This is a genomic window from Nocardiopsis tropica (genome assembly GCF_042660575.1).
Classification (GTDB): Bacteria; Actinomycetota; Actinomycetes; order Streptosporangiales; family Streptosporangiaceae; genus Nocardiopsis; species Nocardiopsis tropica.
In genome coordinates this window covers 74,393-98,446 of record NZ_JBHSUF010000010.1, presented here as the reverse complement: position 1 = coordinate 98,446, position 24,054 = coordinate 74,393, and the positions used below count along the sequence as shown (strand labels likewise).

The 24,054-nt window shown below is 73.7% G+C and carries 17 protein-coding genes; 7 read left to right on the top strand and 10 right to left on the bottom strand.

The features are described from left to right. Positions 1 to 24 precede the first annotated feature (24 nt). The gene (gene ahcY / locus ACFQBR_RS17635; protein WP_344182157.1) at positions 25 to 1,461 is read right to left on the bottom strand and encodes an adenosylhomocysteinase; all 1,437 of its coding nucleotides are present in this window, start codon (positions 1,459 to 1,461) and stop codon (positions 25 to 27) included. 128 nt (positions 1,462 to 1,589) lie between these two features. Between ahcY and ACFQBR_RS17630 the strand changes: the two genes are divergently transcribed. After that, on the top strand, positions 1,590 to 2,006 hold the full coding sequence (locus tag ACFQBR_RS17630) for a MerR family transcriptional regulator (protein WP_267948302.1): 417 nt from the start codon (positions 1,590 to 1,592) through the stop codon (positions 2,004 to 2,006). Positions 2,007 to 2,125: 119 nt separating this feature from the next. Beyond that, entirely contained in the window at positions 2,126 to 3,307 is a 1,182-nt protein-coding gene (locus tag ACFQBR_RS17625; RefSeq protein ID WP_344182155.1) for a hypothetical protein, read from the top strand. A gap of 69 nt (positions 3,308 to 3,376) precedes the next feature. Here the strand turns inward: ACFQBR_RS17625 and ACFQBR_RS17620 are convergent, their stop codons facing one another. The 4 genes from ACFQBR_RS17620 to ACFQBR_RS17605 form a co-directional block, all read right to left on the bottom strand. Further along, positions 3,377 to 4,696 (bottom strand): serine/threonine-protein kinase, encoded by a 1,320-nt coding sequence (locus ACFQBR_RS17620; protein WP_344182153.1) that lies wholly within the window; start codon positions 4,694 to 4,696, stop codon positions 3,377 to 3,379. A gap of 158 nt (positions 4,697 to 4,854) precedes the next feature. Then, positions 4,855 to 5,031, bottom strand: a complete 177-nt coding sequence (locus ACFQBR_RS17615; RefSeq protein ID WP_082376097.1) for a Trm112 family protein — start codon at positions 5,029 to 5,031, stop codon at positions 4,855 to 4,857. 88 nt (positions 5,032 to 5,119) lie between these two features. Further along, positions 5,120 to 6,472 (bottom strand): phosphomannomutase/phosphoglucomutase, encoded by a 1,353-nt coding sequence (locus ACFQBR_RS17610; RefSeq protein ID WP_267948299.1) that lies wholly within the window; start codon positions 6,470 to 6,472, stop codon positions 5,120 to 5,122. A gap of 109 nt (positions 6,473 to 6,581) precedes the next feature. Beyond that, on the bottom strand, positions 6,582 to 7,013 hold the full coding sequence (locus ACFQBR_RS17605) for a DUF3499 domain-containing protein (protein WP_267948298.1): 432 nt from the start codon (positions 7,011 to 7,013) through the stop codon (positions 6,582 to 6,584). Between the two features lie 236 nt (positions 7,014 to 7,249). Between ACFQBR_RS17605 and ACFQBR_RS17600 the strand changes: the two genes are divergently transcribed. Beyond that, a complete protein-coding gene (locus tag ACFQBR_RS17600; protein ID WP_267948297.1) occupies positions 7,250 to 7,645 on the top strand; it encodes a metallopeptidase family protein in 396 nt (131 codons plus the stop codon). Positions 7,646 to 8,004: 359 nt separating this feature from the next. Here ACFQBR_RS17600 and ACFQBR_RS17595 read toward each other — a convergent pair whose 3' ends face one another. The 4 genes from ACFQBR_RS17595 to ACFQBR_RS17580 form a co-directional block, all read right to left on the bottom strand. Continuing rightward, on the bottom strand, positions 8,005 to 9,576 hold the full coding sequence (locus ACFQBR_RS17595) for a DUF5719 family protein (protein WP_344182151.1): 1,572 nt from the start codon (positions 9,574 to 9,576) through the stop codon (positions 8,005 to 8,007). Positions 9,577 to 9,579: 3 nt separating this feature from the next. Then, complete coding sequence (locus ACFQBR_RS17590) at positions 9,580 to 13,017, bottom strand: glycosyltransferase family 2 protein (RefSeq protein WP_344182149.1); 3,438 nt, start codon at positions 13,015 to 13,017, stop codon at positions 9,580 to 9,582. A 301-nt stretch (positions 13,018 to 13,318) separates the two neighbouring features. Further along, positions 13,319 to 13,606, bottom strand: a complete 288-nt coding sequence (locus ACFQBR_RS17585) for a WhiB family transcriptional regulator (RefSeq protein ID WP_014908913.1) — start codon at positions 13,604 to 13,606, stop codon at positions 13,319 to 13,321. A 239-nt stretch (positions 13,607 to 13,845) separates the two neighbouring features. Further along, positions 13,846 to 15,213 carry a hypothetical protein gene (locus ACFQBR_RS17580; protein WP_267948294.1) on the bottom strand — a complete coding sequence of 456 codons (1,368 nt, stop codon included), beginning with the start codon at positions 15,211 to 15,213 and terminating at the stop codon, positions 13,846 to 13,848. Positions 15,214 to 15,462: 249 nt separating this feature from the next. Here ACFQBR_RS17580 and cofD point away from each other — a divergent pair, with 249 nt between their 5' ends. The 4 genes from cofD (at position 15,463) to ACFQBR_RS17560 (ending at position 21,068) form a co-directional block, all read left to right on the top strand. Further along, positions 15,463 to 16,464, top strand: a complete 1,002-nt coding sequence (cofD, locus tag ACFQBR_RS17575; protein ID WP_344182147.1) for a 2-phospho-L-lactate transferase — start codon at positions 15,463 to 15,465, stop codon at positions 16,462 to 16,464. Then, positions 16,461 to 17,756 (top strand): coenzyme F420-0:L-glutamate ligase, encoded by a 1,296-nt coding sequence (locus ACFQBR_RS17570; RefSeq protein WP_344182145.1) that lies wholly within the window; start codon positions 16,461 to 16,463, stop codon positions 17,754 to 17,756. Before cofD ends, ACFQBR_RS17570 begins: the two co-directional genes overlap by 4 nt. 212 nt (positions 17,757 to 17,968) lie before the next feature. Next, on the top strand, positions 17,969 to 19,552 hold the full coding sequence (locus ACFQBR_RS17565; RefSeq protein WP_344182143.1) for a Na+/H+ antiporter: 1,584 nt from the start codon (positions 17,969 to 17,971) through the stop codon (positions 19,550 to 19,552). A 247-nt stretch (positions 19,553 to 19,799) separates the two neighbouring features. Next, entirely contained in the window at positions 19,800 to 21,068 is a 1,269-nt protein-coding gene (locus ACFQBR_RS17560; RefSeq protein WP_267948290.1) for a glycosyl hydrolase family 18 protein, read from the top strand. A 171-nt stretch (positions 21,069 to 21,239) separates the two neighbouring features. On the opposite strand, the gene ACFQBR_RS17555 is transcribed toward ACFQBR_RS17560, so the two are convergent. Further along, complete coding sequence (locus ACFQBR_RS17555; protein WP_378553847.1) at positions 21,240 to 23,888, bottom strand: bifunctional FO biosynthesis protein CofGH; 2,649 nt, start codon at positions 23,886 to 23,888, stop codon at positions 21,240 to 21,242. Positions 23,889 to 24,054: the final 166 nt, after the last annotated feature.

Genomic DNA, 24,054 nt, shown 5'->3' with positions numbered 1-24,054 from the left:
CGGCCTCCCGGCCGGCGCCCGGCACTAGTAGCGGTAGTGGTCGGCCTTGTACGGGCCGGCGACGTCCACCCCGATGTAGGCGGCCTGCTCCTTGGTGAGCGTGGTCAGCTTGACGCCGAGGGCGTCCAGGTGCAGGCGGGCGACCTTCTCGTCCAGGATCTTCGGCAGCGTGTACACGCCGATCGGGTACTCGTCGGGCTTGGTGAACAGCTCGATCTGCGCGATGACCTGGTTCGTGAAGCTGTTGGACATCACGAAGCTGGGGTGGCCGGTGGCGTTGCCCAGGTTGAGCAGGCGGCCCTCGGACAGCACCAGGACGGACTTGCCGTCGGGGAGGGTCCACTCGTGGACCTGCGGCTTGATCTCCTTCTTCACGATGCCGGGGACCCTCGCCAGGCCGGCCATGTCGATCTCGTTGTCGAAGTGGCCGACGTTGCCGATGATCGCCTGGTGCTTCATGCGGGTGATCTGGTCGGCCATGATGACGTTGAAGTTGCCGGTGGTGGTGATGAAGATGTCACCGGTCCCGAGCACGTCCTCCAGGGTGGTCACCTGGAACCCGTCCATGGCGGCCTGGAGGGCGTTGATCGGGTCGATCTCGGTGATGATGACGCGGGCGCCCTGGCCGCGCAGCGCCTCGGCCGCGCCCTTGCCGACGTCGCCGTAGCCGCAGACCACGGCGACCTTGCCGCCGATGAGCACGTCGGTGGCGCGCATGATGCCGTCCGGCAGCGAGTGGCGGATGCCGTACTTGTTGTCGAACTTGCTCTTGGTGACGGAGTCGTTGACGTTGATCGCCGGGAAGGCGAGGGTGCCGTCACGCTGCATCTCGTACAGGCGGAGCACACCGGTGGTGGTCTCCTCGGTGACGCCCTTGATGCCCTCGGCGATCCCGGTCCACTTGGCGGGGTCCTCGGCCAGGCTCCTCTGGAGCAGGGACAGGACGACCGCGAACTCCTCGCTCTCCGCCGTGGAGGGGTCGGGGACGGACCCGAGCGACTCGAATCCGGCGCCCTTGAGGACGAGCATGGTGGCGTCGCCGCCGTCGTCCAGGATCATGTTGGGGCCGTCGGCGCCGGGCCAGGTCAGCGCCTGCTCCGTGCACCACCAGTACTCCTCCAGCGTCTCGCCCTTCCAGGCGAAGACCGGGACGCCCCTGGGGTCCTCGGGGGTACCGTCGGGGCCGACGACGACCGCCGCCGCGGCGTGGTCCTGGGTGGAGAAGATGTTGCAGCTGACCCAGCGGACCTCGGCGCCCAGGGCGACGAGGGTCTCGATGAGGACCGCGGTCTGCACCGTCATGTGCAGCGAGCCCATGATGCGGGCCCCGCTCAGCGGCTTGCTGTCCCCGTACTCGGCGCGGGTGGCCATGAGACCGGGCATCTCGTGCTCGGCGAGTCGGATCTCGTCGCGGCCGAAGGAAGCCAGGGAAAGATCGGCGACCTTGAAGTCGAAAGCCATGCGTTCCTCACTCGTGGTGGTCGTTGCGACCACGATTCTAGGCCCGCAGGCCCGGCACCAGCACAAAGCTGACAAAGTCCTGTCAGATTCGCGCCGACCGGTGGCGGCGTTCGGTTAGGGTCGCGTGCATGGCCGCCCTCGACGACGCACCGCCCGCCCCCGACCGGACCACCTGGCCGACGGGCCCCGTGCCGATCTCCGCCGCCGCGGAGCGGGTGGGCACCACGGCCCGGATGCTCCGCTACCGCGAGGGGCTGGGGCTGCTGCCCCGCACACAGGAGCAGCCGACCGGCCGGGGGCACCGGCACCGCCGCTTCACCGAGGAGGACCTGCGCACGATCGGCGTCGGCCTGGAGCTGGAGCGGGAGTTCGACATCCCTCCCGCCGCCCTGGCGTTCGCCCTGCGCGTGCTCGCCGAGCCCGACGTCCTCGCCCGTGTGCGCACGCACGGGGAGCGGCTGGGCAGGCTCGCGGCCGCCCCCGCGCGAGCCCTCGACTTCGAGAAGCAGAAGGCCATGCGTCTGCTCGACGGCCGCCGGTCCTGATGTGACGGGCGTGGACGCGCGTGAACACGAAGGGTTCACACGCGCGTGCGTCCGGTCACGGCCACAGGTGAAGGCGTTCGGCATGTTTTGGCAAACTGCCCACGGGCTACGGAGAGGACGTGGATACCCTACGCAGCGGCGCGGCTCTGGACCGGCTCCCGAACCCCGTGCGCGAAGACCTGATGGACGTCGACCGGCTGCGGGTGATCTGGGCCCAGCACCGCCAGGACCGTCCCCGCGACGCGCGCGGGGAGGCGCGGCGGGAGCTCACCCGGCGCCGTGTCCGGGCGCTGGGCGGCGGTCCGGCCCTGGAGGAGCTCGTCGAGTCCGCCTCGGAGGACCGGAGGTGGGGTGAGCCGGTCACGGCCGCCCACGTCGCGGAACTCGCCGAGCGCGCACGCGCCCTGCCCGGGGACGGTCCCACCCGCTCCCCCGGCCTCGCCCTGGACTCCGAGCACGCGCTCCGCCTGGCCGGGGCCGCCTCCGCCCCCGTGCACCCGGTGGTGCGCGCGGCCCACACGTTCGCGGAGTGCTCCGCGGTCCTGGACGAACTCGCCTCGGCCGCCTCCGGAGACGGCCCCCGGCAGCGGGCGGACCCCGACGACCGGCCCTGGGCCCTGCCCTGGGTGCTGGCCTCGCTGGTGCTGCGGAGGGCGGACTTCCCCCCACTGGTGCCCGACCGCCTCACGGAGCCCCCGTCCTCGGGTGCGGACCCCGAGCAGCGCCTCGCCGGGCTGGTGCGGCACTTCGCCAAGCTGGTCAAACGGTCCCTGCGCGAGGAGCTGAGCTGGTCGTCCGACAGCACCGCCCCGGCGCCGCGTTCGCCGGTCTCGCCGCTGGCCGCCGTGACCCGCCGCCGCGTCCAGGACTACGTGCGGTCGCGCAGGGAGCCCGTCGCCCTGATCCTGCGGGCCCTGGACCCCGGCGCCCGGGCCATCGTGCACTCGGGCGGCTCCGACGCCCCGGCCCCGGAGAGCCCGGTCGCGGCGACCGCGGTCCGGGCCGTGCTCACCCCGGGCGCGGCGCACTGGTGGACGGCCCTCGAACTGGTGGTGGGCGAGGCCTCGCTGTCGCTGTGCGTGGTCGTGCAGGAGATCGGGCGGCCCCGGACCGGTGTCCTGGCGGTGTCCGCCGACGGGCGCCTGACCACGCCGGACGGCGTGAGGGACGCGCTGGGCATGTCGGGGACCGACAGCGTGACCGTGATGCCGACCGACTGCGTGGACGACCGCTGGCCCCAGGTGCGCGACCTCGTGGACGAGGCCGTGTCCCGCGCCATGAACGAGCTCACGCGGGTGTGACTCGCGACCGCGTCCCCTCCCCGGAGGGAGGCGGGAGAGGCTCGCGCGTGCGCCGCCCCCGCGGGCGGATCAGCCTCCGCCGAGGGCGATCAGGATCAGGAGCAGCAGGAGGATCACGATGGTGATGAGGACCGCCGGGATGACCCAGCTCTGCTGGAGCACGGAGTTCTGCTCGACCGGGCGCGGCATGGGCTGCCGACCGCCGGGGCGGGCGTAGGACTGGTTGGGGGCCATGCCCGTGAGCATCGGGTTGCCCGCGTTGTGCACGCCGTGGTGCATGGCGTGCGGCTGCTGGTGCTGCGGGTACCCCGGACGCGGGTTGGACGTGCCGGGGTGGCCTGGCCGCGGGCCGGAGGCGCCCGGGTGGCCGAACCCGTGCCGGGGGTCGGGGCCCCCGGGGTAGCCCGGCATTCCGGGGCGCGGGTTGGAGGAGACGGGCGTGTAGCCGACGGCGCCGGCCTGGGGGCCCGTCGGCGGCTGGGGCCGGTACGGCGTCTGGCCGCCGGTGGCCGGGGTCGCCTGGGCGATCTGCTCGCCCTGCCTGACGACGTCGTCGGTGGACGGGCCGCTCGTCTCCGGTCCGTCGTGGCCGAGCAGGCGCATCAGCAGCGTCTGGGCGTTGGGCCGGTTGGCGGGGTTCTTGTCCAGGCACGACTCGACGACGGGGCGCAGCGCCTCGTCGACGCCGTCCAGGTCCGGGGGCGCGCTGACCACGCGGTGCACCACGGCGGGGACGGTGTCCGAGCCGAACGGGGCGCGTCCGGAGGACGCGAACGCGATCACGCACCCCCACGCGAAGATGTCGCACTTGTCGGTGATGCCGCGGCCCTCGATCTGCTCGGGGGCCATGTAGGAGGGCGTGCCGACGATCGAGTTGGTCATGGTGGCGGTGCCGTCGTCGACCCGGGCGATGCCGAAGTCGATCACGCGCGGCCCGTCCGGGCCGAGCAGCACGTTGCCGGGCTTGAAGTCGCGGTGGACGATGCCCGCCCTGTGGATCGCGACCAGGGCGGTCGCGGTGGAGACCGCGAGCCGCTGGAGCGTGGACCCGCGCAGGACCGCGCCCTTGGCCACGGTCTCCTGGAGGTCCTTGCCCGGGACGAACTCGCTGACCACGTACGGGGGGTCGCTGTCGAGCTGGGCGTCGATGATCGCGGCCGTGCAGAAGGAGGCGACCTTCTGGGCCGCGCGGACCTCCTTCTCGAACCGCTTGCGCAGGTCCGAGTCCTGCGACCACTGGTCGTTGAGGACCTTGACCGCGACCTCCCCGCCGTCCGCGTCCTCCGCGAGGTAGACGACGCCCTGCCCGCCCTTGCCCAGCCGTCCGGTCACGCTGTACTCGCCGAACGAGGAGGGGTCGCTCGGAAGCAGCGATTCGGAACCGGGCATCGGGGTCCTCCAGGGAGGTCGTCTTGAGCGGGGCGCGCAGGAACAGGGTACGGGTTGCGGGGAATGCGGGGGTGCGTCCCGTCATGCCCCCAGGAGGGACCTCATCCCCTGCCGCACACGATATGACTGCCGGAACAGCCGTGCCGTTCCATCCGACCTCAACCGATTTTTCGCGCCTCGTCGACGAGCAGGACCGGGATGCCGTCCCGGATGGGGTAGGCGAGGCCGCTCTCGTCGCAGACCAGCTCGTCCGTCTCGGGGTCGTGGCGCAGCGGGGCCTGGCTCTGGGGGCAGGCCAGGATCTCCAGCAGCCAGTCATCGATCTTCGTGCTCATGGTCCTCGTTCCTCGTGTGTGTGCGGGGGCGGGGCGGCCGCCGCGCCGGACGGCGGTGCGGCCGGCCCCTCCCCACCATGATGCCTGTTCAGGCGCGGATGACGGCCAGCACCTCGTCGCGGAGCCCGGCCATGGACGCCTCGTCGGGGGCCTCGACGTTGAGCCGCAGCAGCGGTTCGGTGTTGGAGGCGCGCACGTTGAACCACGATCCGCCGGGGAGGGAGACGGTCAGTCCGTCGAGCTCGTCGACGGTGGCGCCGTCCCTGCCTGCGAACTCGGCGCGCACGGCCGCCAGGCGCCCGGGTGCGTCGGCGACCTTCGAGTTGACCTCGCCCGATCCGGCGTAGCGGGAGTACTCCTCGGTGATCCGGGAGAGCGGACGGTCGTCCGTCCCCAGGACCCGCAGGACGTGCATCGCCGCGAGCATACCGGTGTCGGCCCGCCAGAAGTCGCGGAAGTAGTAGTGGGCGGAGTGCTCCCCGCCGAAGATCGCGTCGGTCTCGGCCATGGTGGCCTTGATGAAGGAGTGCCCGACCCGGGTGCGGACGGGGACGCCGCCCCGCTCGCGCACGATCTCGGGGACGGCCTGCGAGGTGATCAGGTTGTGGATGATCGTGGACCCGGGCTCGCGCGCGAGCTCCTCGCCCGCAACCAGCGCGGTGACGGCGGAGGGCGGCACCGCGTCGCCCCGCTCGTCGACGACGAAGCAGCGGTCGGCGTCGCCGTCGAAGGCCAGGCCGATGTCGGCGCCCGTCTCGCGCACCTTGGCCTGGAGATCGACCAGGTTGGCCGGGTCGAGGGGGTTGGCGGGGTGGTTGGGGAAGGTGCCGTCCAGCTCGAAGTAGAGGGGCACGATCTCCAGCGGGAGGCCCTGTTCGAGGACGGCGGGGACGGTGTGGCCGCCCATGCCGTTGCCCGCGTCCACGACGACCTTCAGCGGGCGGATGCCCGACAGGTCCACGAGGCCGCGGAGGTAGTCGGCGTAGCCGGGGAGGAGGTCCTGCTCGGTGACGTTCCCGGAGGGCCCGTCGTGGGCGGGGACGCCCTCCTCGGCCAGGCGCCGGACCTCGTCCAGGCCCGTGTCGGCGCTGATGGGCGCGGCCCCGGCCCGGCACATCTTGATGCCGTTGTACTCGGCGGGGTTGTGGCTGGCCGTGAACATGGCGCCGGGCAGGCCGAGGTGGCCCGAACCGTAGTAGAGCAGGTCGGTGGAGCCCAGCCCGGTGAACACCACGTCGAGCCCCTGGCCGGTGACCCCTTCCGAGAAGGCGGCGGCCAGTTCCGGCGAGGAGGGGCGCATGTCGTGCGCGACGACGACGGCCTCACCGCCGACGACACGGGCGAAGGCCGCGCCGATCGCGCGCGCGATGTCCGCGTTCAGGGTGTCCGGGATCACACCGCGCACATCGTATGCCTTGAAGATGCTTCCGAGATCAGCCACGTCTTCTCCGGACGGTCGGTCCTGCTCCACGTTCGTTCCCGCGCGTGTCCTTCCGCGCGGTACCAAGCTAGCAAGCGGCGGCGCGGCGACCCCACCGGCACCGCGGTGTCTAGCGGGGTTCGGACGGACCCGTGTACGGCCGGCCGGCGGGGCCGCCCGGCCGCTGCTGGTCGCCCCGGCCGGGGTCGGACCTGACCACGCGCAGATGACCTCTGCGCAGCGTCTCGGCGCCCTCGCCGACCTCGTCGGGGGGTGTGCTCCGGGCAGGGGGGCGGGCCGCCTCACGCACGGCGTCGGCGAGGGCCTCCAGGTCGTCGCTGCCGGGGCCGCCTCCCGCCGTCTCGACGGGGAGTCGGACGACCTCCCAGCCGCGCGGCGCCGTCAGGCGGTCGGCGTGCATGGCGCAGAGGTCGTAGCAGTGCGGTTCCACGTAGGCGGCGAGAGGACCGAGGACGGCCGTCGAGTCGGCGTAGACGTACGTGAGCGTGAAGACGGCAGGCTGCCGGCAGGCGGTACGGGAGCAGCGGCGAACAGGGCTCACAGCGTTCGACTGTATGCCTTTACTGAGGGACACGCCAGCATCGTTCCACGAGCTGGTCTGTTCGCGCTCCATCCACGGCCCCGCGCGCCGCCCCGGGCGGTCCACGGGAGGGGCCGGGAGGCCCGGGATCCGGGAGTCGGCCACCTTCGCTGCGGAGGGGACTACGCGCGGGGCCCCTGATGGCTTAGTCTCGAAGTGTGCGACGAGTGCGCCTTTCCAGTGGCCAACCAGACCGAATGCGGCGCCGGGACCGCCGCGGCCGAGGCATCCGCGGTCCTCTCGTGCCCTCTGACCTGCCGGTGTTCCGCAGCCGGGCGCAGGCTTTCGACGATCTCGTCCTGGACGCCGTCGAACGCCTCGAACGTCTGTGGGCGCGCGAGCTGGCCAATGTCGACTTCCTCGTGGAGGACGTCCCGCCCATCCCGCGCCACGGACCCCTCTCCGAGGCGATCCCCTTCTCCCGCCTGGAGACCGACCCCTCGGGCCGGTCCCGCATCGTGGTGTACCGGCGCCCGGTGGAGATCCGGACCAAGGATCCCGAGGAGATGGCCCTCCTGGTCCACGAGACGGTGGTCGAGGAGGTCGCCAACCTGCTCGGCGTCGAACCGGAGTCGGTCGACCCCGAGAGCTGACGCCCCGTGCCCGCGGGGCGCCGCCCCGGACCGACCGGAACCGCTGCCGGTGTGACGCGGGGCGCCCCGCCCCCGACGATCCTGCGCCCCGGCCGGTCCCGCGACGGGGACGGGGACGGGGCCGCGGCGAAGCGGCCATCCGTCCTCGACCATGCGGCAGGCCGGCGCCCGGCGGGTTCGGCGTCGGCGTGGACGGTGGTGGAGCGGGCGTGCACGTCCAGTCCGACGGTCGTAGGCTCGAAAGACACCGGGACCTCCCACACATGTAGGCACTACCTTCCAGGTTCTACCTGGTCGGCAACCCACGGCAACGTGTGAGCGAGGTCCCGGCCTTTCAGCGAACCCTCCCTGCATACCGTCTAGGGGACGATCCCCACCATGCTGTCGCGCACCACCGGGAGCGGGATCTCGACCGGGGCGGGGCGTACCGGCAGCACGCTCACGCCGTCGCCGTCGCGCAGCACACGGGCGACGTGGAGGGAGGAGCCCTCCACGAGTTCCAGGCGGACCGCGTACCCGTCCTCCGGGTCGGCGCCCGGCGGGGCCTCCCACGGGTCCTCCTCCGCGCCGAAGACGACGGTGGTCCCCGCGGCGACCGCGACGCGCACGGCGTCCCCCTGGGTGCCGTCGGCGGTGACCGGCGTGGCCATCAGCGAGGCGTCGCCCTCCACGGCGCTCAGGACGAGCTCCGTGTCCGTGCCCTCGGGGACGTCGGGCAGGACGGCCGTGGCGTCCAGCGGCGGGCCGAGCGGCGGCACGGCGGACGTGTAGGCGGTCTCGACGACGTCGTCGCCGTCCATCGCCTCGGCGGCCACGCCCGCGACCACGGGCACGTCCGACTCCACGACGACCGCCCCCGCCTCGCCCCCCAGGACGCTCTCCAGGGTCACCCAGGCGGCTGCGGCCGGGGGCACGGCGACGACCAGCGGGTCCTCCGCCGTCCCGGAGCCGCCGACGCCGGAGGCGTCCTCCTCCCCGCCGTCCCCGGACGGGACGACCGCGTGGACGCGCACCTCGGCGGGCTCGTCCCCCGGGGCGGCCAGGACCAGGTGGCGGCGCCCGTCCCCGCCGAGGATCCCCGGCACGACGTGGTGCACGGCGGGCGCCGCCGTGGGCGGCACCCAGTCGGCCCCGCCGGAGGCGTGCTCGGCGAGGAGGGACGCGGCGACCCGGCCGGTGCTGGTGCGGACGTGGACGCCGACGGCCCCCGTGCTCCGGACCAGCTCGGTCAGGTCGAGCTCGGTCGACTCCCCGGCCAACAGGGAGATGCCCCGGCTCTCGGAGGAGTAGGAAGGGCCGCCCTCGGTGTAGACGTCCACGCTGACCGTCGCCCGGGAGTCCTCGGGGTTGGCCAGGAGGGCGGTGATCGCGTCGACCTCCACGGCCTCGCCCCCGCCGGCGCCGGGCAGGGCGAACCACGTGCCGATGGAGGGCTCGACGCAGCGCACCTCGGTGACGGAGCCGCCGGAGAGGGTGGTCTGGGCGGCGTCGAGGCCCGAGGCCAGGGAGCCCTCGGCCCGGACCGCGGTGGGGTCGGAGGCGTCGGAGGCGTCGGCGCTCCACACCCGGCCGGGCTCGGTCAGCTCGTCGCCGAGGAGGTCGCCGCGTCCCGCGGCGTCCTCCGCGTCCCCGGAGCCGCTCCCGTCCTCCTCGTCCCCGTCCTCCTCGGGGGCGGCCGGAACGGACTCCGCCCACAGCTCTCCCTCGTCGTCGCGGCCCACCCGGGGGGCGAACGCGGCGACGGTGCTGTCGCCCTCCTCGTGCGGGGCCGGACAGACCCGCACCGCGTGGTCGGGGCGCACGGCGCCCGGCTCGGTGACCCCCAGTTCGGCGGTCACGGGCCGGGTGGCGAAGGCCACGCCGAACAGCGCGGCCAGGGCCAGCGCGACCAGGCCGAACAGCGCGAAACGGTTCTCCACGATCAGTCGCACGGACTACTCCTCCCGCTCGGTCCGGGACGCTCCGGCGCCCCCGTCGTCGGCCCCGCGCCGGCCGTCCGCACGGCGCCTGCCGGGGGCCTTCCTCCGGACCCCGCGGGCGCCACGCGTCCCACGGCGTTGTCCCCCCTCGGGGGTGACGGGCACGGAGCCCGTGCCCGGTCCGGCGCCGGGCTCCGGCGCGGACGCGCCCTCCTCCGGCCCGTCGGCGTCCTCCGTCCCGGCCGGGGGGCGTCCCGGGCCCGGGACGGGGCCTCCGCGCCGGGAGCGCCCCCTCCGGCGCGAGTTCACGCGCAGCCGCTCCGGCCGGCGCGGGCGCGGGGCCGGGGTCGACTCGATCAGGCGCACCTCCTCCTCCGTGCGCACGCCCGGCGCGGCGAGGACCGCGGCAGCCAGGAGCAGGATCCCCTGGGTGGCCAGCCAGGCGACGTGGACGGGGTCGGTGTGCCACACGCGCAGCTCGCCGCCGTCCACCGGGAGCTCCCACGCCTGGGTCCCGCCCCCGGTCGCGACCGGGGGCAGTTCGGCCCCGTCGAGGGTGGCGTGCCAGCCGGGGTCCGCGGCCTCGGCGAGGGCGAGGCGCCGCCCGGTGCGGCCCTGGGGCACCTCCGCTGTCCGCTCGTCCCCCGAGCCGCTCACCCGGAGCGGCTCGGAGCCGGCGCCGTCCTCGGAGACGACGCGCAGGGTGCCGGTGGGGACTCCCACCTCCCAGAGCGCGTAGTGCTGGGACAGCGACTGCCTGCCGAGCCCCGGGGTGCCGTCCAGGGTGTCGACCATGGTCGCGTCGGCGGGGCCGCTCACCTCCGGGCGCGGGTAGAGCACGTACTGGACGCCGTGGTCGGCCAGGGTGTGGACCTGGTCGCTGCCCTGGCCCGCGGCGAGCCCGGCGACGGCGCGGTCCATGGCCGCGCGCGCCCCGGCCGGGGGGACGATGCGCTCCTCTCCGAGGCGGGGCTCGCGCCCGCGCACCACGACGTAGTCCACCCCGCCCTCCCCGTCCGGGGTGACCACGAGGGTGCGCGGCTCGGTGCCGCCGCCGTCGGCGCCGGTCAGCGTCCCGGGGACGACGGGGGTCGCGCGGGCGGTGAGCGGCCCCTCCACCCCGTTCCACATCCACAGGGCGGCCGCGGAGGCGGGGGTGGCCAGGGCGAGCACCGCCACGGCCACGGCGAAGACCCGGCGCGCGCCGCCCAGGCGCACCATGTCGCCGAAGGAGCGGGCGGCGGTCGCCGCCGACAGCAGGACCGCCGTCGCGGCGAAGGCGAGGGCGACGCCGGGCCAGACCGGGGCGGGCGGCCCCCCGTAGTAGGGCTCGATGACGACGCGGGCGGTCAGGATGGCCACGAGGACGCCGAAGAGCGCCAGCGACCACCCGGCGGCGACCAGGACGCGGTTGCGGAGCAGGAGCAGTGAGCACAGGGCGGCGACGACCAGCCCCGCCGTCACCCAGAACGGAGGGGTGCCGGGGCCGCCCGGGGAGAGCAGGAGGAGCTCCTGCGGGGCGGCGCCCGGGGCGGACAGCTCGGGGCGGTGCAGCCCGGCCTCCAGCAGCCACAGGGTGGGGTGCAGGAACAGTTCGAGCGACCACGGGAGCAGGACCACGACGGGGAGCCCGAGGCCGATCGCGATGCTGACGTAGACGCGGCGGCCCAGGTGCCCGAAGGCCAGGGCCACGAGGACCCCGGTCACCAGGGACAGCAGCCACACCATGGGTACGAACGCGGTCGCGGCCGCCAGGACCAGGCCGAGGGCCCACGCGGCCCGGCGCGAGGGCCGCGGGGGCATGGCGACGAGCCGCACCAGCAGCAGGCCGAGCACGGGCACCAGGACGTGGACCAGGGCGGTCCCGATCCGGCCCTGGGCGACGGCTCCGGTGGCGACCGGCAGCAGGGCATACGCGGCCGCCATCCACAGGCGGGCCGGGCGGAAGCCCAGCACCTGCCGGGCGAGGGCGTACGCGGTCGCGCCCGCCAGGGGCACACAGCCCAGGAGGACGACGGTGACGGCCAGCCACGGCTTGCCGAGGGTGACGGTGGACAGCAGGGCGAGGAGCCCGACATAGGGCGGGACGGGCCCGTCGGAGCCCAGTCCGCTGTCGGGGCTGCCGGACAGGTAGAGGGCCCACATGTCGCCGGCGGTGCCCGCGACCGGGGGCAGCGCGCCTCCGGCGAGGAGGTCGCCGAACAGCAGGGAGCGCTCGGCGACGAGCGTGACCGCGGTGAGCCCGAGGAACAGCAGCGCCCCCGGCCGGAGGAGGACCCTGCGCACGAAGCCGTTGCTGTCGGTCGGGGCCTCGTCCTCGTCCTCGGCCGCGGGCGGCGCGGTGACGGCCTGGTGGCGGCCGGGGGTGTTGCGGACGGGCTCACCGGACAGCAGGCCGGTGACGACGTCGTAGAACTGGCGCACCGCCACCCCGTGCGCGAGGAACGGGCGGATGGCGCTGTAGGTGCGGCGGCGGTCGCGGCGGCGCCGGAAGCGGGCCCGCGCGAGCTGGAGGGGCCGCACGTACACCAGTGTGATCGCCGCGGCCTCGTCCAGCGCGTTGGCGGGCTGCTTGATGAGCAGGTAGGTCACGACGCGCAGCAGCGACGCCACGGAGTTGCGGACCAGGGCGCCCACCATGCCGCCGAAGGGCAGGTTGGCCAGGAGGACGAAGACCGCGTGGCGGCGGTCCACCCTGCGCGGGTGGTTGCGTGTGGCGGTGATGGGTCTGCGCCTGCGCGCGGAGGCCTCGGCGTGGTAGGCCACCGCGTCCGTGACGAGCAGGGCGCGCAGTCCGGCCCCGCCCACCCTCCAGCAGAAGTCGATGTCGTCGCGGAACAGGGGGAGCGCCGGGTCGAAGCCCCCGAGCCGGTCCCACACGTCGCGGCGGATGAGCATGCCCGCGCTGGAGACGGCGAGGACCTGGCGGTTGCCGTCGTGCTGCCCGTGGTCGAACTCGCGCTGTTCGAGGCCTGTCTCGCGGCGGCCGGCCCCGTCGATGGTGACGCCGACCTCCACGAGGAGGCGGCGGTCGAACCAGTCGCGGAGCTTGGGCCCGAGGACGGCGGCGCGCGGGTCCCGGTCGGCGGCGGCCAGCAGGTGCGCGAGGGTGTCCTCCTCCGGGGTGAGGTCGTCGTGGACGAGCCAGATCCACTCCGTGGCGTCCTCGTCGGCCCCGCGCACGGCGGTGCTCGCGCGGGGCAGCTCCAGTGCGGCACGGACGGCGTCGCCGTACCCGGTGCGCGCGGGCAGGTCGACGACCGCACCGGACGGCAGGTGCTCACCGAGGATGTCGGCGCTGCCGTCCGCGCTGCCGGTGTCGGCGGCCACGACGCGCTGGACGGGGCGGGACTGGGCGCGCAGGGCCGACAGCGTCTCGGGCAGCCAGCGGGCGCCGTCGTGGGACACGATGACCGCGGTGACGACGTGTCGGTCGGAATCGGGGTCGAGCACGGCTGTGGTGGGATCTCTCCGGGAGAAGGGGGCTGGACCCCGTTCGGGTCCGCGTGGGTCCGGCCGTGGGGCCGGCGGGCGCGTGGATGCGCCGGGGCGGCTCGCGCGCGCGGGACATCACGATACGCCACCCGGCGCCATTACGGGTCTATTCGTCTCGCCCCGCCCCGGACCGCCATATCGGCTTATTCACTACCCGGGGGTGTGCGCGGCAATCGTCACCCGGTCGCCCGGAACGGCCGGGAACACGAAAGACGCGCGCCCGGGCCCGTGGCCCGGACGCGCGTCGTGGACGCGTGCCCTAGAGCATGTCCGCCAGGAAATCGAAATCTCCCCCGGCGGCTTTCTTCAGCCTACGGCGCTCGCGTTCGGAGAGTCCCCCCCAGATGCCGAAGCGCTCATCGTGCTCCAGCGCGTATTCCAGGCACTCCGCACGTACCTCGCACGACTGGCAGACCTTCTTGGCCTCCCGTGTCGAGCCGCCCTTCTCGGGGAAGAACGCCTCCGGGTCCGTCTGCGCGCACAGGGCACGTTCCTGCCAGCCCAGATCTTCGTCCGAGCCGTGCGCCAGCGGGATGACCTCGCTCATGCGCACCTCCTGTTGCCCCCCATAGATGTCCCCGACCCATTTTCGTCCCCCGGGCCGGGTGGAATCCCACCTTGAAATTACACGCGCGCCGCTTGCTTCGAGTCAAGCGCCCTGCGTGGTAATCCACTGAATATCATGTAACGAACCGCCAACGGCGACTCGGAGATGTCCGTTCTGTGGATTACCACGCAATTCACGGCCTTCCAGGGCGGTGGAGTGCGTGGAGCCCCGATCGGGGATCAGCGCTTGTCCTCGCTGCCGTACCAGCCCTGCTGGCCACCGGTACCGCCCTGTCCTTGCTGGTCAGAGCCGTATCCGGCGCCGGAGCCGTACTGGCCTCCGTACGATCCGCCGCCCTGTCCGGACGCGTCCGTACCGTTGTTCTCGCCCGAGTTAAAGAATGGATCAACTTTACCCTCGGACTGGGCGTCCTGCGCGGGCCGGCCCTGGTCGGCGCCCTGGTACCAGCCGTACTGGATGGCGTCCTGGGCGGCCTGCTCGCCGACGACGGGCATCTGCTCGGTGCTCTGCGGGGCGTACTGGGCCGGGTCGTAGGCCTGGCCGTACTCGGCCTGCTGGGCGGCGGCGTCGGCCTGCTGGCCGTACTGCTGCGAGGCGTCGTACCCCTGCTGGGCGTAGCCCTGCTGCGCGCCGGTTCCGTACTGCTGCTGGGCGGCGTCGGCCGCGTACTGCTGACCGTACTGCTGCGAGGCGTCGTAGGCCTGCTGCTGCCCGGAGGCGTCGGCCTGCTGGCCGTACTGCTGCGAGGCGTCGTACCCCTGCTGGGCGTAGCCCTGCTGCGCGCCGGTTCCGTACTGCTGCTGGGCGGCGTCGGCCGCGTACTGCTGACCGTACTGCTGGGAAGCGTCGTAGGCCTGCTGCTGCCCGGAGGCGTCGGCCTGCTGGCCGTACTGGGCGTAGCCCTGCTGAGCACCCGTCCCGTACTGCTGCTGGGCGGCGTCGGCCGCGTACTGCTGACCGTACTGCTGCGAGGCGTCGTACCCCTGCTGGATCCCGGACCCGGTCTGCGCGGGGTCGGCCGCGGCCGGGAAGCCCGCGTCCTGCACCGGGTACGCGGGCTGCGCGAAGGACTGCTGCGCGCCGGTCGCGGGCGGGTACTGCTGCGGCGGGTACTGGTACTGCTGCTGCGGTGCGGGCCGGGGCACCAGCGTCGGGTCCCCGAAGACCTTGAGCAGGGCGAAGCCGACGATGCCGAGCACCGCGGCGGAGCCGAGCGTGGACACGAAGCCCGCGAAGCCCAGGCCGATGTTCCCTGCGTCGGCCGCGCCGACGAACTCGGTGATGAGGTTGACCGCGGCGAACAGCAGGCCGACCGCGCTCATGATCATGCCGATGAGCACGATCGGCGACGCCGCCTGGCGCGTGCGCTCGCTCGTCAGCACGAGTGCGGCCGCGGCGGCCAGCAGCAGCGGGACGTGGAGGCCGAAGAACGACCCGCTCGCCCCGCCCATCGCGCCGGTGAAGGTGCCCGGGAAGACGGAGCCCGCGATCAGTCGGATGAGGCCCGAGAGCATGGACGCTCCCACCGCGCCGACCAGGACCCAGGCCCCGGGAAGGCGCAGGCGTTCTAGTGTTTCGTTGTTCAAGAGAGGTTCCCCTCTGCTGCTTCTTCGCCGTCGCGTCGGTGGAAGCTTGGCATATCGTCGGACTGTCGGGTGAATCGGCCGCGTCCAGGTGGAGGTGCGGGGGGACACCGGAGCGGGCCGAAGGGGTGAGACGGCGACCTTCGCCCCGGGGTTCACGGACTCCCGGTACCGGAACGGTCACACGAGGGGCGCGAGCCCACGGCGGGGCAGACGACCCATACACGCCCCCAGCCTGCCAGACTTGGACGCATGCGGATAGTCGTACCGGCCGGCGGTATCGGCGGTGCGCGTTTCCTCCGCGGCCTCAAGGCCGCGCTCGGAATCGGCGCACCGGCCACCGACGAGCAGACCACGGTCAACACCATCACCGTCATCGGGAACACCGGTGACGACATCACCCTCTTCGGTCTGAGGATCTGTCCGGACCTGGACACCGTGATGTACACCCTCGGCGGGGGGATCGACGAGGAACAGGGCTGGGGCAGGGCCGACGAGACCTTCACCGTCAAGGAGGAGCTCGCCGCCTACGGGATGAAGCCCACCTGGTTCGGCCTGGGCGACCGGGACACCGCCACCCACATCGTGCGCGCCCAGATGATCGCGGCCGGGTACCCCCTCTCCGCGATCACCGAGGCGCTCTGCGACCGCTGGCGGCCGGGCGTGCGCCTGATCCCCATGACCGACGACCAGGTCGAGACGCACGTGGTCGTCGACGACGGCGGCGGACGCCGGGCGATCCACTTCCAGGAGTGGTGGATCAGGCACCGGGCCGCCCTGCCCGCCGAGCAGATCATCAGCGTCGGCGCCGACGCGGCCGAGCCCGCCCCCGGCGTGCTGGCCGCCGTCGCCGAGGCCGACGCCGTCATCATCCCCCCGTCCAACCCCGTGGTCAGCGTCGGGTCGATCCTCAACGTGCCCGGCATCCGCGAGGCCATGGTCGGCAAGACCGTCGTGGGCGTCTCCCCCATCATCGGCGGGGCGCCGGTGCGCGGCATGGCCGACGCCTGCCTGACCGCGATCGGTGTGGAGACCGGAGCGGGCGCGGTCGCCGAGCACCTGGGCCCCGACCTCCTGGACGGCTGGCTGGTGGACGACGCCGACGCCGGCACCGTGGTCGAGGGCGTGGAGGTGCGCTCGCGCCCCCTGTACATGAGCGATCCCGCCGCCACCGAGGCGATCGCCCGGGCCGCGGTCGACCTGGCCGTGGAGCTGGCGGGGCGCGGCGCCGCGGACGGGGGGACCGGGGGTTGAGCGCCGAACTGCGGGTGCGCGGCCTCGGCGGCATCCCCGAGGTGCGCGAGGGCGACGACCTGGCCGCCCTGGTCGCCGAGGCGGCGGAGGCCTCCGGGACCCCCCTGGCCGACGGCGACATCGTCGTGGTCACCTCCAAGGTGGTCAGCAAGGCCGAGGGGCGCTCCCGGCGGATGGGCCGGGACGAGGCCGTGGACGCCGAGACCGTCCGGGTGGTCGCCCGCGCGGGCCGCACCCGGATCGTGCAGACGCGGCAGGGCCTGGTCATGGCCGCGGCCGGGGTGGACGCCTCCAACGTCGAGCCCGGCACCGTCCTTCTGCTGCCCGAGGACTCCGACGCCTCCGCCCGGGCGATCCGCGCCGGTCTGCGCGCGCGCCGGGGTGTGAACGTGGGCGTGATCGTCTCCGACACCTTCGGGCGCCCGTGGCGGGTCGGCCAGACCGACGTCGCCATCGGCGCGGCCGGGCTCCCGGCCGTCCAGGACCTGCGCGGCACCGAGGACACCCACGGCAACCTGATGGAGGCGACCGTCAACGCGGTCGCCGACGAGATCGCCGCGGCGGGCGAACTGGTCAAGGGCAAGACGAGCGGTGTCCCGGTCGCGGTCGTCACCGGCCTGGGCGCGCTGGTCACCGAGGAGGACGGGCCGGGTGCGGCCGCGCTGGTCCGCGCCGCCGACGACGACCTCTTCCGGTACGGGTCGCGGGACGTGGTCCCGGCCCGGCGGACGGTGCGCTCGTTCACCGACGAGCCCGTGGACCCCGCCGCCGTGCGGCGCGCGGTGGCCACGGCGGTGACGGCCCCCGCGCCCCACCACACGACCCCGTGGCGGTTCGTGCTGGTGGAGTCGGCGCAGACGAGGAAGAAGCTGCTCGACGCCATGCTGCAGGCGTGGGTGGCCGACCTGCGCGGCGACGGTTTCACCGAGGAGCAGATCGCCCGGCGGACGCGGCGCGGCGACGTGCTGCGCGGTGCGCCGTACCTGGTGGTGCCCTTCCTGGTGGCCGACGGCGCGCACCCCTACCCCGACGCGCGCCGGACGGACGCCGAGCGGTCGATGTTCCAGGTGGCGATGGGCGCCGGGGTGCAGAGCCTGCTGGTGGGGCTGGCCATGGAGGGGCTGGGCTCGGCCTGGATCTCCTCGACCATGTTCTGCGCGGACGTGGTGCGCGAGGTGCTGGACGTGCCCCGGGACTGGCAGCCGATGGGGTCGGTGGCCGTGGGGCACGCGGCCGAGCCCCCGCGGGACCGCCCGCCGCGCGACCCGGAGGACTTCGTCACGGTGCGGTAGCGGGCGCGGCGGCCCCGGGCGGGACCCGTGTCCACCGCCCCAGGACGCCGGCTCCCGCACCGCGGGGCCGGCGTCCGTCCTTTCCGGGGCCCTCCCGCGGCGGACGGTGCGGGCCCGGGCCCTCCCGTCGGTCCCCCGGCGCGTCCGGAGGCGCCGGGGGACCGACGGCGCGATCCTGGTCCGGCCGGGAGTCGAGCGGGGGAAGGCGCGGGATGGACGTCGAGGAGTACGTGGTCGCCACGCTGGTGATCGTGGTCGCGGTGATCTGCGGCCGACTGGTCGCGGGACGGCTCCGGGTGCCGGGCGCGGTCGTGCTGGTGCTGCTCGGCATGGCCCTGGGGGTCGTGCCGTGGATGCACTCGCTGTCGGTCTCCCCCGAGGTCATCCTCCTCGTGTTCCTGCCGCCGCTGATCTACAACGCGGCGTTCTTCTCCTCGCCCCGCGACATGCGCGACCTGATGCGGCCCATCGCCGTGATGGCGGTGGGGGTGACCCTGGCCACCGCGTTCGGCCTGGCCGCGGTCCTCCACCTGCTGCTGCCCTCGGTGGGGTGGCCCGCCGCGATCGCCCTGGGCGCGGCGATCGCGCCGACGGACGCCGTGGCCGCGTCGGCCATCCTCAAGCGGGTGGGCACCCCGCGCAGGGTGCTGACGATCCTGGAGGGCGAGTCCCTGATCAACGACGGGGTGGCGCTGACCCTGTTCAGCCTGGCCGTCACCGCGATGGCGCGTCCGCTCACGCCGCAGGAGGGCGTGGTGGAGCTGGCGAAGGTCGTGGTGGGCGGCCTCCTCTACGGGGCCGTGGTGGCCGCGGCGGTCGCGTGGTCGCGTACGCGCATGCGGGACCCGTCCCTCCAGCTGATGGTGGTGCTGGTCACGCCGTTCGTCGCGTACATCCCGGCGGAGATGGCCGGGTTCTCCGGCGTTCTGGCGGCGGTGGTCGCCGGGTTCTACCTGGGCACGCGGGGCGAGGGCCTGCTGCCGCCGAGGGTGCGGGTGAACGGGCAGACGATCTGGTCGACGCTGGTGAGCCTGCTGGAGTCGATGCTGTTCGTGGTGCTGGGGCTCCAGCTGGACGCGGTGGCGGCGGCCGTGCGGGACCACTTCGCCCTCCTGGGGCTGCTCGGGGTCGCCCTGGCGACGACGGCCGCGGCGGTCGTCCTGCGCATGGCGCTGATGCTGGCCGTCATCCCGGTGCAGCGGGTGGTGCGGTTCCTCAACCTGGAGGTCTCGTCCTTCCGGGAGCGGATCGTCATCGGGTGGAGCGGGATGCGCGGGGCGGTGTCGCTGGCGATCGCCCTGTCCCTGCCCGCCACGCTGGGCGGGGAGCCCTTCACCGACCGGGGCGCGCTGGTGTTCGTGGCGGGCGCGGTGGTGCTGGGGACACTGGTGGGTCAGGGGATGACGCTGCCTCTGGTGCTGCGGCGGCTGGGCCTCGCCGAGGAGGGCGCCCGGCAGCGGGAGTTCCTGCGGGCGGACGAGCAGATGAGCTGTGCGGCTCTGGGCAAGGTGGACGAGCTCCTCCGCGAGGGGGAGCTGGACGAGAGGACCGCCGACTCCCTGCGCGGCGTGTACGTCCGCCGGGTGAGCCAGGTGCGGGGGCTGCTCGACGCGGGGGACGGCCGGGCCCGGCAGCGGGTGGACAGCGGCAAGGCGGTGCACGCCCAGATCACGCAGGCGCGGCGGGACATGCTGATGTCGATGTACCGGGAGGGCGACATCGACCACGAGGTGTTCCGGGCGATGAGCCGCGATCTGGACATCCGGGACACGGGGACCGGTCCGTACGGCGCTTGAGCGGGGCCGCGCCCGGAGCGCCGCGGGGCCGGCGGGGCCGCCGCGCGGACGCCCGGACGGCGACGCCCCGGACCGTCGCGCGGTACGCGGCCCCGAAGAAAGTGGTACGCGATCCCAAAGAAAACTGCAAACTTTCCTTACCATTTCCATTGACGGGACCGGAAGCCAACTTTAAAGTTTCCTAACAATTAAGCGGCTCCCCCGGGAGCCCCCTTCGTCTCCCCCGCTCGACGAAAGGAGCACCCCCATGCTCAGGACTCATCGCCACAGCCGGTCCAAGGGACGCAAAGCCGCTCTCGCCGGTACCTTCGCGGTTCTGGCGGCCGCACTCGTGGCGGGCTTCACCCAGATCGCCCCCTCTCCCACCGAGGCGGAGACCGTGGCCGACGGCGAAACCGTCCAGACCCAGCAGACCGGGCAGTGGCTCACCGGTTACTGGCACAACTTCGAGAACGGCTCCGGGGTGATGCCGCTGACGGAGATCCCCGCCGAGTACAACATGGTGGCCGTCGCCTTCGCCGACAACCACGCCACCCTCGACGGCGGCATCACCTTCAACCTCGCGAGCAGCGAACTGGGCGGCTACACCGACGCGCAGTTCCGGAGCGACATCGCGGCCGTCCAGGCCCAGGGGCGCAAGGTCATCATCTCCGTGGGCGGCGAGCTCGGCCACGTGAACGTCACCAACCCGACCCAGGCGCGGAACTTCGCCGACACCGCCCACCAGCTGATGCAGGACTACGGGTTCGACGGGGTCGACATCGACCTGGAGCACGGCATCAACGCCCAGCACATGTCCGACGCCCTGCACGACCTCGGCTCCCGGGTCGGTCCGGGCCTGATCGTCACCATGGCCCCGCAGACCATCGACTTCCAGAGCCCCGACCGCGAGTACTACAAGCTCGCGACGGACATCGCCGACATCCTCACCATCGTGAACATGCAGTACTACAACTCCGGGTCGATGCTCGGCTGCGACGGCCAGGTGTACAGCCAGGGCACCCCGGACTTCGTCGCGGCGCTCGCCTGCATCCAGCTGGAGATGGGACTGCGCCCCGACCAGGTCGGCCTGGGCCTGCCCGCGGTGCGGTCCGCGGCCGGCGGCGGCTACATGGCGCCGAGCCAGGTGGTGCGCGCACTCGACTGCCTGGAGACCGGCGCCAACTGCGGCTCGTTCTCCCCCCAGACGCCGTACGGTCCCATCGGCGGCGTGATGACCTGGTCGATCAACTGGGACGCCACCAGCGGTTACGCCTTCGCGAACACCGTCTCCGCCCGCCTGGGCAACCCGGGCGGCGGACAGCCGACGGAGCAGCCCACCGAGCAGCCGACGGAGCAGCCCACCCAGCAGCCCGGCGAGTGCACCGCCTCCGCCTGGTCGTCCGGCTCCACCTACACCCAGGGCGACCGCGTGGCCCACGGCGGCCGCGAGTACCAGGCCCGCTGGTGGACCCGGGGCGAGGAGCCGGGCACGACCGGCGAGTGGGGCGTCTGGACCGACGTCGGCGCCTGCTAGAACCACGACCGCGCGGAGGCCCCTCCCGCTGCGCGCGGTTCCCGCGGACCCCCTCCCACCACTCCCCTCGCGGTGGGGGTCCGCCTCCCAGGAGAAGGGGCGGAACGCCGTCACCCGGCGTTCCGCCCCTTCGTGCTCCCCCGGCCCCGGGCGCGCCCGCCGGCGGCCCCCTCAGACCAGGGGGAGGGACGGGCGCAGGACGCTCGGCGCCACGCCATCGCTGGCCTCCGCGACGCGCTGCCGCTCCCGCGGCACCTCCCCGTAGAGGGTGGTGCGCTGCCGGACCGGCCGACCGGTCGGCTCGACCATGGAGCGGATGTCGGTGATCGTCTTGTACGACCCCTGCCCCGAGCCGGCCATGCGGCTGATGGTCTCCTCCATCAGGGTGCCGCCCACGTCGTTCACGCCGCCCGCCAGCAGTTGGCGGCAGGTGTCCTCCTCCAGCTTCACCCACGAGCACTGGATGTTGTCGATGTGGCCGTGCAGCAGCAGGCGGGCCAGGGCGTGCACCGCGCGGTTCTCCCTGACGGTCGGCCCCGTGCGGGCCAGCCCGGCCAGGTAGAGGGGCGAATTGGTGTGCACGAACGGCAGCGGCACGAACTCGGTGAACCCGCGGCGCCCGTTGCGCTCCACCGACCGCTCCTGGAGGGAGCGCAGCAGCTTGATGTGCGCCACCCAGTGCCTCGGCGAGTCCACGTGGCCGTACATCATCGTCGACGTGGTCGGGATGCCCAGGTCGTGCGCGGTCGTGATCACGTCGATCCACTCGCTCGCGGGCAGCTTGCCCTTGGTGAGGATCCAGCGGACCTCGTCGTCGAGGATCTCCGCGGCCGTGCCGGGGAGGGACCCCAGCCCCGCCTCGCGGGCCCGGGTCAGCCACTCGCGCACCGGCAGGTCGGTGCGGGCGGCCCCGTTGACCACCTCCATCGGGCTGAACGCGTGGACGTGCATGTCCGGGACGCGCTCGCGCACGGCCGACGCGATGTCGAAGTAGGCGGTGCCGGGCAGGTCCGGGTGGATGCCGCCCTGCATGCACACCTCGGTCGCCCCGGCCTTCCAGGCCTCCTCGGCCCGGTCGGCCACCTGGTCGAGCGAGAGCGTGTACGCGTCGGCGTCGGTGCGGCGCTGCGCGAACGCGCAGAACCGGCAGCCGGTGTAGCAGACGTTGGTGAAGTTGATGTTCCTGGTGACGACGTACGTGACGTCGTCACCGACGACGTCGCGCCGTACGCGGTCGGCCAGGTCCGCGAGGGCTTCGAGCTCGGGGCCGTCCGCGTGCAGCAGGGCGAGCGCCTCGTCGTCGTCCAACCCGGCGGGGTCGGCCTCCGCGCTGCGCAGCGCCGCGGCGATGTCCGGGTCGAACCTGCGGGGCACCGCGCCTTCCCGGTCCACTCCGGAGCGCAGTTCGTCCCAGTCGCCGTAGACGGAGTCGAAGTCGCTCCGGCGGTCGCCGGTGCGCCCCTCGGTGTCGATGCCCGTGTGCAGGTCGGTGCGGCCGGAGGAGACCAGGACGGCCTCGCGCTCCTGCCAGGGCCGCCCCTCGATGACCGCGTCCTCGCGGGCCAGGCCGGTCTCCGGGTCGGCGAGCGCGGCGACGTGCCCGGCCAGGCGGGGGTCGAGCCACGGCTCACCCGCGCGGATGTACTCGGGGTAGACGGTGAGCCGCTCGCGGAGCGTGAACCCCTGGCCGGCGGTGCGCGCGGCCAGGTCGTCGATCTGGGGCCAGGGGCGCTCGGGGTTGACGTGGTCGGCGGTGAGCGGCGAGACGCCGCCCCAGTCGTCGATGCCCGCGCGCAGCATCAGCGCGTACTCGTCCACGCCGCCCGACTCCGCCCCGATGAGGTTCGGGGGCGCCTGGATGTGCGCCTTGGGGCCCATGACCAGGCGGGTGACCGCGATCGTGGCGGCCATCTCCTCGCGTTCGGCGTCGGGCCGGTGCATCATCGCGGTGCCGGGCTTGGCGCGGAAGTTCTGCACGATGACCTCCTGGACGCCGCCGTGGCGGCGGGAGACCCCGCGTATCGCGAAGACGGACTCGGCGCGGTCGGCGACCGTCTCGCCGATGCCCAGGAGGATGCCGGTGGTGAAGGGGACGCTGGAGCGGCCCGCGTCCTCCAGCGCCCGCAGCCGCACCGCGGGGTCCTTGTCGGGACTGCCGTAGTGCGCCTGGCCCTTCTCGGTGAAGAGCCGGGTGGAGGTGGTCTCCAGCATCATCCCCATCGACGGGGAGACCGGCTTGAGCCGCTGGAAGTCCGCCCAGGTCATGACGCCCGGGTTGAGGTGCGGGAGGAGTCCTGTCTCCTCCAGGACCATGATCGCCACGGCCCGCACGTAGGACAGGGTGTCGTCGTAGCCGTGCGCGTCGAGCCACTCGGCGGCCTGCTTCCACCGGTCCTCGGGCCGGTCCCCGAGGGTGATGAGCACCTCCTTGCAGCCCGCCTCGGCGCCCTTGCGGGCGATCTCCAGGACCTCGTCGGGCGACATGAAGGGCGAGTCCAGGCGGCCGGGGACCGTCGCGAACGTGCAGTAGTGGCAGCGGTCGCGGCACAGGCGGGTCAGGGGGACGAACACCTTGCGGCTGTAGGTGATGACGCCGGGGCGGCCCGCGGCCTCCAGTCCGGCGTCGCGCACCCTGCCGGCGTGTTCGAGCAGGGTCTCCAGGTCCTCCCCCCTCGCGTGCAGGAGGACCTCCGCCTCGGCGACGTCGAGCGTCTTGCCGTCCCGGGCCCTCGCCAGGGCCCGGCGCATCGCGGAGGGGGTCGGCGGCCGGGAGGCCGGGGCCTGGGAGGACACGGGGAAGGGGTCGTTCGCACCACTCATAGAGCGCACCCTACGCCCCGGCCGTTCCGCCCACGCGGACGCATCGCCGCTCGCGGAGGGGGCCGGGGCCGCGCCGGCGGTGACCGGACCCCGGCCCCTCCCCCGCCGCCGGTGCCGCCCATGCGGGGACACGGGCGCGACCCCGGGCGGGGCGGACCACCGGCGC

Excerpts from the sequence above, each read along its gene's own strand:
- ahcY (WP_344182157.1), bottom strand. The coding sequence starts at position 1,461 with ATGGCTTTCGACTTCAAGGTCGCCGATCTTTCCCTGGCTTCCTTCGGC.
- ACFQBR_RS17630 (WP_267948302.1), top strand. The coding sequence starts at position 1,590 with ATGGCCGCCCTCGACGACGCACCGCCCGCCCCCGACCGGACCACCTGG.
- ACFQBR_RS17620 (WP_344182153.1), bottom strand. The coding sequence starts at position 4,696 with ATGCCCGGTTCCGAATCGCTGCTTCCGAGCGACCCCTCCTCGTTCGGC.
- ACFQBR_RS17615 (WP_082376097.1), bottom strand. The coding sequence starts at position 5,031 with ATGAGCACGAAGATCGATGACTGGCTGCTGGAGATCCTGGCCTGCCCC.
- ACFQBR_RS17600 (WP_267948297.1), top strand. The coding sequence starts at position 7,250 with ATGCGGCGCCGGGACCGCCGCGGCCGAGGCATCCGCGGTCCTCTCGTG.
- ACFQBR_RS17585 (WP_014908913.1), bottom strand. The coding sequence starts at position 13,606 with ATGAGCGAGGTCATCCCGCTGGCGCACGGCTCGGACGAAGATCTGGGC.
- cofD (WP_344182147.1), top strand. The coding sequence starts at position 15,463 with ATGCGGATAGTCGTACCGGCCGGCGGTATCGGCGGTGCGCGTTTCCTC.
- ACFQBR_RS17565 (WP_344182143.1), top strand. The coding sequence starts at position 17,969 with ATGGACGTCGAGGAGTACGTGGTCGCCACGCTGGTGATCGTGGTCGCG.
- ACFQBR_RS17560 (WP_267948290.1), top strand. The coding sequence starts at position 19,800 with ATGCTCAGGACTCATCGCCACAGCCGGTCCAAGGGACGCAAAGCCGCT.
- ACFQBR_RS17555 (WP_378553847.1), bottom strand. The coding sequence starts at position 23,888 with ATGAGTGGTGCGAACGACCCCTTCCCCGTGTCCTCCCAGGCCCCGGCC.